The sequence below is a fragment of the Zarconia sp. genome (assembly GCF_057467645.1).
Genome location: NZ_JBRJXU010000080.1, coordinates 23,452 through 37,928, shown reverse-complemented (window position 1 = coordinate 37,928; position 14,477 = coordinate 23,452). Strand labels below are relative to the sequence as shown.

Here is a 14,477-nt window from a genome sequence, read left to right as displayed (position 1 = left end):
TTTGTCAAGCCCTCAGTAGGTAGGCACTGAAAAGCTGTGTTATGTTGCAATTTGTAAAATAACTCCGATTTCTCCTGGAGAGAGGAGTTGAAGCTATTTACATTTAGTTACATAGGTAAAGATTTTAACGCCCACCTACTTATACTTCGTGTCATCAAGCCATAAACGATGCCAATCTAGTGCAGCACGGCAGAAATAACTGACCAGCTCTCAACTCCTGAAAGCTATGTAGACTCGGAATTTTTAATTTTTCATTTTTAATTCCGCGTAGCGGCACTAGTGCAGCACGGCAGAAATAACGACCCAGCTCTCAACCGTTGAGAGCTATACACAGTAAACATTTTGCATGTTTCATTCGGCGAAACCGCGAGCGGTGTCAGTTTCTGTCCCGTTCAACTTTTCAAGACGCATTTTTAATTCCGCCTCGCGGCACTAGCCAGCTTCCTTCGATCGACGAATACTCATACCCCACACCCGCCCGTCATGACCCATTCCGGGTTGGCCTTGACAAAAAGCGCATAGAATGAGTTAGGATTAGGCTAACTGAATTCTAAGAGACTTTCAGCTGTCATTTGCGATTGCTCGAGATGGGGAACATGACCGCAATTTTCAATCCAAATCAGCTGAGAGTTGGCGATCGCCCGCTCGAATTTTCCGGCATCTTTTGTTCCCAAAATTCGATCGTTTCTGCCCCAAAGAATCAGGGTCGGTACATCGATTTGTCCCAAACGTTCGCGAAACGAGCCGTAGCCGCCACTTTTGGTAAAGGAAACCAGAGCTTCGTGCCAACCGGGCATTTCCAGATGCAATGCCGCACACAGTTGTGCATCTTGGGAATTGAAGATTTTATCGTAATAAGCGGTTTGACTGATTTTGCGACGAACTTGAGGGCGGCGGAGAAATTCCGTGGCGAGGCGATCGAAGGGGGGAATCAAAAACTTGCCAATCACCGGTCCCTTTGCCAGTCCCGCACTGTCGAGTAAGACCAGTTGAGATACCGCATCAGGGTAGGAGAGGGTAAAGTCGATGGCTGCGGCCCCTCCCATGGAAGCGCCTACTAAAATAACCGGTCGAGCGATGAGGGTTTTCCAGAAAGAATAGAGGTGGGTTTTAATATCTGTGAGAGTAAAGGAGTTCCCAGCCGTGCGATCGGTAAAGCCAAACCCGAGTAAATCGAGCGCCCAGGTTTCTCGTTTTTCGGCGAGCAAAGGGAGCAAGCGGCGAAATTCAAACACCGAACTATCAAATCCGTGGAGTAATAAAATCGGCGTGGGTTGGGTATTGCCTTGACGAACGTAAGTGGTATAGATGGGAGACTTAACCAGCGGTGTGGCGATCGCAGCATTCTCGATTTGTTGCGCCAAATTCAGGGAAGTGGATTCCGAGAGGTTTTTTGCCGTTGTGGGAAGGAAAGAAGGAAACATTATGGGAAGGCTGGTTAACGGATAGATGAGGGTTTGACCCTCATCGTTAATTGTCAATCGTCCATTGTTCATTATCCATTCTCTCGTCCCCATTTCTCGATTTAGCGGCCAAACTTGCAAGAATGTCCGCAGCCGTTTGAGTGCCAACACCGTAACACGATCGCTTGCGCCAACCGAGAACCGGCAGGTGTCCGGCGGGTGCATCCAGACTGAAGCGCAAATCTTCGTAATACAGCCAGTTATCCCGGCTGCGCCAACCGACGAGATCGCAAAATGCAGCGTAATCCCCACCCACTTCCTGCCAAATCCACTGTTGCACCGAAAAGCCGAACCGTCCGTTGCTGTATTCGTACCACAGCCAATCTAAAGTTTGCCAATCCGTGGAGGGAAAGTTCTCGATATCTTCTGGGGTCAGCCAGCCGTCTGGTTCTCGCCGCATCCCCTGCAACATCAGCGATCGGGTCGTCGTATCCGCATCTTGCCACCGTCCGGCAGCCAGTAGTGCTTGCAACTCACTGTAATCCAAACCCACTTCAGAGAGTGACTGCCTTGGGTTATCCTCACCCTTCCCGGCTTCGATCGTTTCCAGATAAGACAGCATCTGCCCTATTCGATCGGGGTCAACGCGGGTCAGCCACTCAAGGACCCAGTCGAGTTGAGATTGTAAGTATTGACGTTCTTCCCAAGCCGCCTTTGTTGCGCCTTCCAACTGCGAGTGCAGTGCATCTAGCTTCCGTTCTAAATCCGAGAAGCGATCGCCATCGAACTGCCCGGACTGACATTTCATCCACATCCTTCTGGCCCAATCGATCCGTTCTCGTTCGATCGGGGATGGTGTATCAGCCGAACCCACAACCCAACCGCAAACCGGACAATTCCATGGAAAGGTCGATTTCAATGATGTTAAAGAGGTATCGCAAACCCAACAAGTCTCAAGATTGGCGACTTCGACTCGAATGAATATCGCACCGGTGGGGAGTTGATAGCCGTCGAGGTCGCCGGATTTCCACTGTCGCCATGCTTTTTTGTAGGAAATGCCCTGGCTGCGGGCGTAATCTGCAAGTTTTCTCGTGGGATATTTTCGGTCTTTTGCCATGAACGCTCACCTATTACCTTAATTTCTTCGATCGAATTGAGGAGAAAAAATTTACTCGGACTCAAGATTTAATTTAGAAAAATTTTATTTTTATTTGAGCGACTTCGCCAGTACAAACTTCCAGCACTTCATGACCTTTTGTCGGAAATGCTCTGGCTGCAGGCGTAATCTGCAAGTTTTTGGGATATTCTCGGTCTTTTGCCATAAACGCTCACTTATTACCTCATTTTGTTCGATCGAAGTGAGGAGAAAAAATTTACTCGGACTCAAGATTTAATTTAGAAAAATTTTATTTTTACTCGATCGACTTCACCCGTACAAACTTCCAGAACTTCATGCCCTTTTGTCGGAAATGCTCTGGCTGCGGGCGTAATCTGCAAGTTTTCTCGTGGGATATTCTCAGTCTTTTGCCATAAACCCTCGCCTATCACCTCAATTTTTTCGATCGACGTGAATATCCATAAAACTTTACTCAAACTCAAGATTTAATTTAGAAAAATTTTATTTTTATTCGATTAACCCGGACTCAAGATTTAATTTAGAAAAATTTTATTTTTATTCGATCTACTTTTCCCGTAAAAACTTCAAGGACTTCATGTAAATTTGACTGCACTTTAACAAAAAATTAATGCAAAATTCATAGAAAATAATATATCGATTTATCATCAAAATTTAGAGTTTTTCAGCTTGAATTTACGTAAATTTACAGAGTAAGTCTTCCAAGTAGCGATCGCTGTGGGGTTTATCGATTTGAAACCATAAAGTTATGAGATTCGATCGCTCGATCGCGTTGTAAAATCAGCACTTTTTCGTCCCTAAGTCCCCTTGTCTAAATTTTGCAATAGCTTTAAACGATCGAGATTGACATCCAAGCTCACCATTACCTAAATCTGTATAACTACGTAACTTTACATCTGGCATCGATCTAAGCCCTCGAATTAATGTCGACAGCATTGACTGTGAAATTCAAGGATATTCGCTAGGCATCTCAAAGAAAATACTAGTTGAAACATCCAAATAGAGTTTGTAACCTGGGTGGGTAGAAATCGATTTTTCAAATTCAAAACTTTTGAGGTTTAGCCCAACTTCAAAAGAGGATTTACGAAACAGTTAGTTTTGATTAATTAGAGGTGTTATATGTCGCCCCAAGAATTTGACTTTGACAAACTCACACACGGTGGTTTATCTGCAAACAATATCAACGAACCCCAGTTTGCCAGCCAAGTTTCAGAAGACGAACTGATCGCCCACCTGCTCTTCAATGAAACCCAAGGTGGACGGGCATCTGATACCTCCTCAGAAGGCAACGATAACAACGGATGGCTGCGCAACGGCTCCACCTTTGAAGCCGTTGGAGGAGACTTAGGCGGTATCCTCAACCTCGATGGCAGTGACGATTACGTACGAATTGGCAACTCCTCGGACATTAACCTGGGAATCCAAAGCCAGCGTACGATCTCAATCCGGTTCAAAGTAGACGATAAAGATATTGCCGATCGCAAACAAGTCATTTACGAAGAAGGCAATGCCTCTCGGGGACTCAATATCTATATCGATAACGGCAACCTCTACGTTGGCGGTTGGAATCGTCCCAGTAGCGAGAGTCGCTGGTTGGGAACCTATCTCAACACCGAGGCCATTTCCTCCGACACCTGGCATCACGTCACCCTCGTTCTCGATGGCGATGAGACCAAACAATCCGGAGCATTTTCGGCTTACCTCGATGGAGAGAAATTCGGAGACGGGGAAGGTTCGCAACTGTGGGAACACCGCCAAGCCACGGGAATTGGCGCATTGGTTGGGGGTACTCGCTTCCACGATGGATTCTCTAGCGGAAGCGGTACTCAAGCCTTTGCCGGCAGCCTCGATGATTTGCGCATCTATAATCGCGTCCTCGACGATACCGAAATTATGGCCCTGGCCAATCCCGTTGCCGATTTAGTCACCCACCTCGAATTTGACGAAACAACTGGAACGAAGGCAGTAGACACCTCCGCTTACGGCAACGATAACTTCGGACGACTGCGCAACGGTGCCACCATGGAAGCCGCTGAGGGAGACTTAGGAGACGTCCTTAAGCTCGATGGCAACGACGACTACGTCCTGATTCCAAACTCCACCGATATTAACCAGGGAACCCACGGCCAGCGTACGATATCGGTCAAGTTCAAAGTAGACGATAAAGATATTACCGATCGCAAACAAGTCATTTACGAAGAAGGCAATGCCTCTCGGGGACTCAATATCTATATCGATAACGGCAACCTCTACGTTGGCGGTTGGAATCGTCCCAGTGGCGAGAGTGGCTGGTTGGGAACCTATCTCGACACCGATGCCATCTCCTCCGACACCTGGCATCACGTCACCCTCGTTCTCGATGGCGATGAAGAATCCGGAGCATTTTCGGCTTACCTCGATGGAGAGAAATTCGGAGAAGGGGAAGGTTCGCAACTGTGGGAACATCCTCAAGCCACGGGAATTGGTGCATTGGTTGGGAGTACCCGCTTCCACGATGGGACCTCTACCGGAACCGGTACTCAAGCCTTTGCCGGCAGCCTCGACGATTTGCGTATCTATAATCGCGTCTTGACGGCAGAGGAAATTAAATATTTGTGCAACAAAGATCTGATTGCCACAGACGATATGGCGGAGGTGGATGAAGATACATCCATCACTCTAAGCGCCGACTACCTACTCAATAATGACAGCGGCTTCGATTCTTCAAAAATTATCGAAGTGGGGAATGCCGAAAACGGAACTGTCGAACTCAACGATGATGGCAACGTCGAATTTACCCCCGACCCCGACTTCCCCAACTTGGAGGAGTTGAATGACGATGGCTATGGCGAAGCTAGTTTTAGCTATACCATTAGCGATGGTAATGGAGGGACCGACATGGCAACGGTCAACGTGAAGGTGAATCCCATCAACGATGACCCCGTTGCCACAGACGATATGGTGGAAGTGGATGAAGATATGTCCATCACTCTAACCCCCGACGATTTACTCTTACTCAATAATGACTACGATGTCGATCGCGACACGTTAAAAATTATCGGAGTCGGGAATGCCACCAACGGAACAGTTGTGGAGGATGGGAACGGTAACTTTGAATTTACCCCCGACCCCGACTTCCCCAACTTGGAGGAGTTGAATGACGATGGCTATGGCGAAGCTAGTTTTAGCTATACCATTGACGATGGTAATGGAGGGACCGACATGGCAACGGTCAACGTGAAGGTAAATCCCATCCACGATAACCCTGTTGCCGTAGACGATAAGGCAGAGACGAAGAAAGATACGTCTATCACTCTAAGCCCCGACGACAATGACTACGACGTCGATCTCGACCCGTTAGAAATTACTGAAGTGAAGAATGCCGTTAACGGAACTGCCGAACTCAAGGATGATGGCAACGTCGAATTTACCCCCGAGACAGGCTTTGTTGGTGAAGCTAGTTTTGACTATACTATTAGCGATGGTAATGGAGGGACCGACACGGCTACCGTCGACATTGACGTCAAGCCTACAGGAGCTGTGCCACTGGGAACGAATGTAGGCGGTCTGAGTTATTGGTCGAACCTGCGAGGGCTTCTCGATGTCTTCAAGTCTTCGGGTTCCTGGTTAACTCAAGAGGGTGGAACTTGGAGTACCGGAGAAGAACACTTATTAGATCTCGATGAAAACGGTTGGGTCCGCTCGCTCCCCACTCCTCAAGATGGCGTAGAGTACGATGTCGCCAGCGTCCTCACGGGTCAGTTCGACCCGGCCCACGGCGATCGCTACGTGGTTCTTTACGATGGGGAAGGAACCCTCGAGTATCGTTTTGCTGCCACCAAAGACGAGGCTGCCTCTAGCCCCGGTCGCGACGTTCTCGATGTCACCCGCACCGATAAGTCCCTCTTGGTGAAAATCACCTCCACCGATCCCAACGATACCGGGGACTACATTCGCAATATTCGCATCGTTCCCGAAGCCTACGAAACCACCTACGAAACGGAGATTTTCAATCCCACCTGGATCGAAAAAACCGATCCCTTTGAATCCGTGCGGTTCATGGATCTGATGTCCACCAATGGCTCGTCGTTAAGCGAATGGAGCGATCGACCCCAACTCGACGATTACACCTTCGATCACACGGGAGCTCCCGTCGAACTCCTGGTGGACTTTGCCAATCGCGTTGATGCCGACCCCTGGTTTACCCTTCCCCATGAGGCCACCGATGAATTTGTCACCAATTTTGCCCAATACGTCAAAGACAATCTCGATCCGGACCTGGATATCTACGTTGAGTACTCCAACGAAGTTTGGAACTCTCAATTCTCTCAAGCACAATGGGTGACCCAGCAGGCGAACTTAGAGTGGCCCGATTCTACGGACTCGAACTTTACCCAGCGTATGGATTGGTATAGCAAGCGCACCACGGAAGTGATGCAAATTTGGGATGACGTGTTCGATACCGATAAAGAACGAGTCATCGGCGTGATGGGAGCGCAAGCGGGTAACAGTTGGACGGGAGATCGAACCCTCGACTACCACTGGACGGATAACCCCCTATCCCACGAGGAGTACGGCATCGACGCCATTACCATTGCCCCCTATTTTGGCGGGTATATCGGGAATCGGCAGCACGAAGCCCAAATTGAGAGTTGGCTCGACGATGCCGATGGTGGACTCAACAAGCTCTTCGACGAACTCACCCACGGTGGCGTGCTCAGGGATGCGCCGGAAGGGGGTGCTTTGCAACAAGCCTTCAGCCGCATGGACAATTACGTCGAGATCGCGGACGAACACGGGTTAGATTTAATTGCCTACGAAGGAGGTCAGCACCTGGCTGGAACCGGTGGCGTGCAGAACAACTCTGGCATTAGCGATCTCTTTATCGCCGCCAACCGCGATCCGCGCATGGGTGAACTCTATAAAGAGTATTTTGAAGGGTGGTACGAGCGCGACGGAGGCTTATTCGTTCACTTTAACGATGTTGGCACGCCGAGCAAATGGGGCAGCTGGGGAGCTCTCGAGGATATCAACCAGACCAGTTCGCCGAAATACGATGCCCTGATGGATTTACTGGGTTAATTCTTGGGCAGGTTTTGGGAGTAGCGGGAAACAGATAAAACGAAACGTTTTCTCTTCTCCCGTTCCCCCCTCCTCTTCCTAGTCCCCAAATATCTTTCCTGTCTCTGGCTAGGAAAAGATACTTGGGGACTTAAACCCGTATATATACGTAAAATAGAGGCAATCTTTCACAAAAACCGATCGAAAATAATTAAAATCACGTAAAAATGTGCCCTTTTTTTCGTCTAAAATATCCGTGAAATTGCGGTTGTTGCGATTTCAAGGAGTTTGCGGTAAGGTTTCAAGAGAAATCAGGGGATTCAGGTTAATTTTGAGGCGATAAAATTTCGACCGAGCTCGAAGTCAACCCCAGTCGAACGATCGCTCTAATTCCTGTTCTTCCCAGAAGAGCGTACTAGTCACCCAAATAATAATTGACGCTCGCAAATCTAAATATTTTGGGGAGAGATTCTAGCAGCTCGATGCCAACCAACAAACGTTAAATCCGGTCGCGTCGGATTCGATCGCCTACAGAGATCGAAAATCTGAAAAATCGGTGCATCCCGAGACATCTTGAATCGATAAATTCGTTCCATTGTACGGAGCGATATCAGGTTTTATGTAAATTTAGAGTATGCCGTTCCCCATGGAGACCGAAACCCTTGCCTCGGCTGTTATCTCCCCATTAAAACTATTTGCGAGTCGGAGGTGTTTGGGAAACCTCTATTCCTCGGAAAATAAGATTATCGTCGCCCAGTGCGATCGCGAACGGCTTGCATCCCTCGAACCCCTGACGGGATTGGCGGTTTACGAATTTTCACCGGATAATTCCCGCCCGTGGGGAACGATCGCCCCCCTAGGAGAAAGTGACGAAAGCGACGATGCCGAGATGGTGGAACTTCACCAACCGCCGGCGTTTTGCCTGGGATTTTTGGTCCTTTCCGATGCCGGACGGCAACAGCTTGCCTCGTCGATCGCGTGGTGGCGCGATCGAGGCGGTGAAGATTCGATTCCCGAGGCGATCTTCCTCGAATTGGGAGACGATCTCGAAGCGGGACGGGCGCAGTTCTGGCAGCAAATCGCCCATCGCCTTGCCAGGGAGACACTCAGCCTCGCCACCCGGTTGAGCACCCTACAGCAGCAGTACCTGGAACTGAGAACCCGCCACGAAACAATGCAAAATGCCGTGGCTGGCATTGAAGCATTTCTCTCGACAGCCCAGCTTCCTCCCCTGGAACTGGCCTTTGAAAACCCTCCCGCATCTGTTACCACCCCAGAGACAGGCGTCCTCACTCAACTCACTCAACTGTTGCCCGTCTCCTCGAGGGGGTTAGCAGCCCTGGACTTGTACGTCGCAACCATCGATCGCAGCAGCCAGGGGATTCTGCGAGTGACCCTGGAAACCACCGACGATCGCACCCGGTTGGCAAGCTGGCAAATCCCCTACACCCATCTGCTGCCGGGGTGGTTCGGCTTAGACTTACCCACCGTGGATATGAGTCACCCCCGCGATGTGGAGTTGTGCCTGGAGTGGAAGACGCAAGCCGGTTCCGCCCCGGTTTTATCTTTGGGGGAACCCCAACCCCTGCCGGAATTTCGGGCCACCTTCGTAAATCAAAAGAGCGATCGCGGTCTTGCATTTCGCCTGTGGCAGGGCTTACCCGGTACCCGCCGGGTGATGAGTCCCCACTCCGATTCCCCCCAGTCTGGGGGAATTTTGGGCAGTGGCGTTACTTCCAGAGTATTAGAAATTACCCCCAACTCCGACGAGGCGATTCAAATTCTCGAAGATGGCGGTAAAATCCTCACCAAAGCGCGATCGCAAACCCCCACCATTGCCATGCTGCCCTTCTGCATCTCGCCGGAGGCAACGACCGTTCGGGCAACCGTCGCCACCGAAGATCCCGAAGCCGATATCGTCGAATATGCCATGGCTGTCATTGCCGAAGGTTGTGACCCCATTCCCTGCTTCGAGAACGGGGAGGGGGCACTGGCATTTTCCGGATGGGTTCCCATAAAACCCAACGAACCCCACCAAATTGGCATGACGTACCCGGCTGCCGACTTCGCCCACCTCGCCATCGCCACCCGAGTTCCCTCCGGCAGTTCTCCAGAACATGCCCGGGCGACTTGGCACCGCTTCACCATCGGCGATCTCCCCCATCCCGAAACCCAAACCCCGACTCCCGCCCCAAGTAAGGCCTCCGGAAATACTCAGATTGCCGACTATCCCCGCGTCCTCCATCCTCGAGATGCGATCGCCCCAGAAACCGCACCCCTGAGTCGGGCAGATATCGCCAAGCTGCGGGAAGCCTTGCCCCCTTCCAACCGGGTGAAATTCGTCAATAACAACTCCAAGATCGAAGTTTGGCCGATGGTCTGGACGAATACCGTCGCCATTCTCCCCCATGCCATTCCCCAGGGGGCGACAGGAGTTTGGACGCAGGTCTGTACGGAAAATCAAGAAGCTGTGCCTGTCGAATACGCGATCGCCGTTGTGGCGGCGGACGACGACATCAGCGCCCGCAAAGCCATCGACGAAGAAACGAACTTCTCCGGCTGGCAGTGCGTCGAACCCTATACTCCCCAGGAAATAGCCGTTCAACTCGATACCCCGGCAGATCGGGATTATCACCTGGTTCTCTCCACTCGGGTTACCGAAGGCGTCTCCAAAAAAGCCTGGGCGCGATGGACGGATATCCAGCCTCTCTTTCCCGATACGCCCCGCCCCACCTCACCCCGCCTGACGCTTCCCGAAACGGTCGAGTTGCGAGAGGTTCCGCCTCCCTCGCCACGGGTGAAGCAGCTCAACGATCGCGAGACGATCGAAGTCTTTCCCATGCCCCAAGGGGAAACCGTCGCCATCCTGCCGGGGGCGGTACGTCAGGGGGTGGTGAAGGTCAAGACGCGGGTTTGCACGGAAAATGCCGAAGCCACGGAAATCGAATATGCGATCGCCGTTGTGGCAAATGACGACGATCTCAGTGCCCGTCAGGGGATAACCGAAGATGGCGCGGCATTGGGCTTTTCCGGCTGGCAGCGGCTTAAACCCTGTACTCCCAAGGAGATTAACGTCAAACTCGAGACCCCTGCCGACGCCGATTACCATCTGGTTCTGGCAACTCGCCTTCCCAAAGGGGGATCGACTCACAAAGCTTGGGCGCGGTGGGTGGATGTGCGGTTGGAGTTGGAGGGAACAGACGCGGGGACGCGGTGATGTGGGGAGGGGGAGAGAGTTGTATGGTGAATATTCGTTCTTTTAAAGAATTGAGAGTCTGGCAGAATGCGATGAATGTGACAATGACAATTTTTGAGCGAACGAAGTCTTTTCCTGTCGAAGAACGTTTTTCTTTGACAGACCAGATAAGACGTTCGTCGCGTTCTGTGGCAGCGAATTTGGCAGAAGCTTGGCGAAAACGGAGATATCCCGCAGCATTTATTAGTAAACTCTCCGATTGCGAAAGTGAGGCGGCCGAAACTCAGACGTGGGTCGAAATTGCGCGTCGGTGCGGGTATTTAACTCCACAAGAAGCCGAATCTCTCGATCGGAAGCTAGAAGAGATATTAGCCCAATTGGTCAAAATGGCTTCACAGCCAGAAAAATGGACCATCAAGTACCCTACCTCAATTGGTAACAAGAAATCGTGAACGCACTAACCTCCTCCTTTTCCGATTCCCCGTCCCCGCGTCCCCCCATCCCCGCGTCCCCGCGTCTCCCCCTCACTCCCCAAATCGCGATCGTCATTCCGGTGTACAAACACAGCGTCCTGGCGGGGGAAGCGATTCGGTGTGCCCTGGAACAGGAGACGGAATTTGCCACGGCGATCGTTTTGGTGAATGATGGCTGTCCGTTTCCGGAAACCGATCGCCTCTGTCGGGAGTTTGCCCGCGCCCACCCCAATCGAATTGTCTATTTACACCGTCCCAACGGCGGATTGAGTGCGGCCCGCAACACCGGCATCGATTTTGCCCTCGCCACCTGGCCGACGGTGGAAGCGATTTATTTCCTCGATGCAGACAATCGCATTTCCCGCGCTACCCTCGATCGCACCTTCCGAGTCTTACTGGAAAATCCCGAGGAGGTGGGCTGGGTGTATCCCTCGATCGATATGTTCGGCTGCGACTGGAACGGCGACTACGGCGGTGACTACTCCGTATTGCGACATCTGAGGCGCAATATCTGCGAGGCCGGGAGTTTGGTGCGTCGGGCGGTCTTTGAAGCGGGATGTCGCTACGACGAGTCGATGAAGTTGGGGTACGAGGATTGGGAATTTTGGTGGCAAGCGGTGGAAGCGGGATTTCGCGGCCGGCATTTGCCCGAATTCGGCTTTGGGTATCGTCGCCGTCCCGAAAGTATGGTGAAAAATTCCGATCGGGACGGGGAAGCCATCCTCCACTACATGCGCGATAAACACCCCGCCCTGTTTAAACCCCGGACGCTGTTGGGTTGGGAACAGACGGAAGCCCCCCGCTACGCCATCGTTTTGATTGATGTGGGACGAGTTGTTCTCACCACCGATCCCGATCTCGAAGAACCGGAAATTACTTTCGACGAATACCAACAACACTACCATCGCGCCCGATCGATTGGGGCCCGCTACCACCGACCCCCCTTCGTCGCCTTTCTGAGCCGTCCGGTTCTGCGATTTCTCCAGCGTCGGAGACTGGTGCGATCGCTCTTCTGGCATTTGGAAATGGCATTGAGTGGGGACAAAAATCCCGAAACGATCGCCCACTTCGCCCAGTTAACGATCGCCCCGGAAGCCTCTCCCGGCGAACTGGAAGTCCGGGTAAACACCTCGACAGCATCCGATCTAACCGACCATTTACTGATGGTAACGGTGGAAACCCTCGACGACTGCCTCACCGATACCACCCCCGAATGGCTGGCTAGCTTGCAAACGCCCCACCCCCTGCCGCAACTCTACCACCTGCGCCTGAACGTTCCCCGTTTTACGAAAGGACCGATCGAAACCGGGGGGGCGATGGAGGGGCTTCTCCACACAGTGGCGAACCTGAGGAAAAGCCTGGGGAAGGAAAAATCTTGGAACTGGCGCGCCGAACATATGCCCCCGCGCCATCGCACCTTTGAAGACCCCCGATCGATTCTCGAATCTAAAGCAATTTACCCGATCGTCCCCCCACCGAGTCGGCGGCAACTGGGGTTGATTCTGCCGAGTTCGGGAGAGTCTGGGGAGATGGCCCTAAATTTGGCGACCCTCTTCAAAGCCGATGGCTGGCAGGTGCATTTGTTTGTGTTCGGCGATCGATTGACGAAATTACCCGCTTGGAAAGATACCGTAGAAACCATCAATTTCTACGACGATCCGATGCTGGATCTCGATCGAGATTCGACCTATATGGGCGGTTCCTTGAAAGAGTGGATGGTGCGCCCCATCAAGCATCGAGTGGGGGTGGGTTTGCTGTGTTGGTTGGATGCGATCGTCAATCTCGGTAGCGATGCCGCCCACGGGGTGATGGGGTTGTTGCGGCGATCGGGGGTGGAAACCCTTGCCCTGGTTGGGGAGAAGCCACCGCAGCCGTGGGGTCGCACTGACGATTATCACGCCCTGACTTTGGGATACGAGCACGCTTACAATTTGGTGATTCCAGTATCGGAGTCGATCGCCCGGTGGTGTCACGGGATGGGGATTCCCGAGGCGAAACGAACGCCAATTCCCGATTTTAGCGGTTCCCAAACCGATTGGGTGAAGGCAAATGGGGGTTTGTTCGATCGCCTGGATGCCTTGATGGCGAAGAAAGAGGAACCGGCACAATCTGCCCCATCCCAGCCACAACAAAGTGCGGGGGGCAATACAATTAAACGGGCGGGCAAACGCAAAGTAACGTTTCTTCTGAGTACCGGACGCTGCGGCAGTACCCTGGCGCAACGGTTGCTGAACGCCTCCCCAGAAACGGTGATTTGGGGGGAACACGAGGGCTTTTTACGGGGGGTGGCCCAAGGGTATTTTGAAGTGTGCAACAGCCCAAATTTGAAGGCTGCGGTGTTCGATCGCCCCGGCAGATTTGCCACCCACCGGGTGATGGATAAGGAGAAAATCGCCCAGACGAATATTTCCTGGATGAATCATTTCGATCGGGATTTCTTGAAAGCGTCGTTTCGCGGGCAAATTGAATCGCTATTTTGCGATCGCCTGCCGGAGGAGATTACCTGTTGGGGGTTTAAAGAAATTCGCTACGGTGTAGACGGCGACGATCGCACCATCGATATGCTGCTAGAACTGTTTCCCGAGTCGCGCAACGTGGTGGTGACTCGCCATCCTTGGGATACGGTGGTCAGTATGATAACGGCGTGGAATGAAGATTTGGTCGATCGATTGTTGAAAAACCCGTCAGAACGCGGGGTGACGCAACTGGTCAACCTCGCCGAGAACTACCTCAGTAAATGGTCGGAGCAAAATCAAATTTTACTCGACTACGTGGAACGTTTTCCCGATCGATTTATTAGGTTGCGCTACGAAGATTTTCGGACTCAGTTTAGCGATAGAGTCTTCAATTTTATGGGAGTTTGTTGTCCCGAGAACGTTAAAGATGTGTTGGAGAAAAAGGTCTGGCGAACTCAGGATAGTCCGCGTTCGAAGTGCGTGAAGCAGAATCTCGACCAAGTGGGCGATCGGCTGTGGGAGATTGTCGAAATAATCGCTACTCGTCTTAATTACGAACAATAAACTTTAAGGGTTAACGCCATGTGCAACTTGTCGATCCAAAACCTAACAACACGAAGGGAATGGGGAACGGGGAATGGGGAACGGGGGATAAGTCTGCTCGCTTGCCATATGGCTTTAACTAAAGTTGCACCGAAGCGTGGTTAAGTCCATGGATCGGGTCAGCCATTCAATAACTCGTGTAAACGTGCCATCGCTGCCAGAAAAATTTTC

At 51.6% G+C, this 14,477-nt stretch carries 7 protein-coding genes; 4 read left to right on the top strand and 3 right to left on the bottom strand.

The annotated features are described in order from the left end of the window. Positions 1-539 precede the first annotated feature (539 nt). The 3 genes from AC2215_RS11990 to AC2215_RS11980 all read right to left on the bottom strand — a co-directional run bounded on the left by AC2215_RS11990 (position 540) and on the right by AC2215_RS11980 (position 2,725). On the bottom strand, positions 540-1,424 hold the full coding sequence (locus tag AC2215_RS11990) for an alpha/beta fold hydrolase (RefSeq protein WP_486810301.1): 885 nt from the start codon (positions 1,422-1,424) through the stop codon (positions 540-542). Positions 1,425-1,470: 46 nt separating this feature from the next. Further along, positions 1,471-2,520 carry a GUN4 domain-containing protein gene (locus AC2215_RS11985; RefSeq protein WP_486810234.1) on the bottom strand — a complete coding sequence of 350 codons (1,050 nt, stop codon included), beginning with the start codon at positions 2,518-2,520 and terminating at the stop codon, positions 1,471-1,473. A 73-nt stretch (positions 2,521-2,593) separates the two neighbouring features. Next, positions 2,594-2,725, bottom strand: coding sequence for a hypothetical protein (locus tag AC2215_RS11980; RefSeq protein WP_486810233.1), 132 nt, complete (start codon positions 2,723-2,725; stop codon positions 2,594-2,596). Positions 2,726-3,657: 932 nt separating this feature from the next. Here AC2215_RS11980 and AC2215_RS11975 point away from each other — a divergent pair. The 4 genes from AC2215_RS11975 to AC2215_RS11960 all read left to right on the top strand — a co-directional run bounded on the left by AC2215_RS11975 (position 3,658) and on the right by AC2215_RS11960 (position 14,267). Next, a complete protein-coding gene (locus tag AC2215_RS11975) occupies positions 3,658-7,599 on the top strand; it encodes an Ig-like domain-containing protein (protein ID WP_486810232.1) in 3,942 nt (1,313 codons plus the stop codon). A 625-nt stretch (positions 7,600-8,224) separates the two neighbouring features. Further along, positions 8,225-10,795, top strand: coding sequence for a DUF6212 domain-containing protein (locus AC2215_RS11970; protein WP_486810231.1), 2,571 nt, complete (start codon positions 8,225-8,227; stop codon positions 10,793-10,795). A gap of 23 nt (positions 10,796-10,818) precedes the next feature. Beyond that, on the top strand, positions 10,819-11,226 hold the full coding sequence (locus AC2215_RS11965; protein ID WP_486810230.1) for a four helix bundle protein: 408 nt from the start codon (positions 10,819-10,821) through the stop codon (positions 11,224-11,226). After that, positions 11,223-14,267 (top strand): glycosyltransferase, encoded by a 3,045-nt coding sequence (locus AC2215_RS11960; protein WP_486810229.1) that lies wholly within the window; start codon positions 11,223-11,225, stop codon positions 14,265-14,267. The genes AC2215_RS11965 and AC2215_RS11960 overlap by 4 nt, the downstream gene beginning before the upstream one ends. The last annotated feature ends 210 nt before the right edge of the window (positions 14,268-14,477 follow it).

Bases quoted from the DNA above. Each gene is read 5' to 3' on its own strand.
- AC2215_RS11990 (WP_486810301.1), bottom strand. From the start codon at position 1,424: ATGTTTCCTTCTTTCCTTCCCACAACGGCAAAAAACCTCTCGGAATCC.
- AC2215_RS11985 (WP_486810234.1), bottom strand. From the start codon at position 2,520: ATGGCAAAAGACCGAAAATATCCCACGAGAAAACTTGCAGATTACGCC.
- AC2215_RS11980 (WP_486810233.1), bottom strand. From the start codon at position 2,725: ATGGCAAAAGACCGAGAATATCCCAAAAACTTGCAGATTACGCCTGCA.
- AC2215_RS11975 (WP_486810232.1), top strand. From the start codon at position 3,658: ATGTCGCCCCAAGAATTTGACTTTGACAAACTCACACACGGTGGTTTA.
- AC2215_RS11970 (WP_486810231.1), top strand. From the start codon at position 8,225: ATGGAGACCGAAACCCTTGCCTCGGCTGTTATCTCCCCATTAAAACTA.
- AC2215_RS11965 (WP_486810230.1), top strand. From the start codon at position 10,819: ATGGTGAATATTCGTTCTTTTAAAGAATTGAGAGTCTGGCAGAATGCG.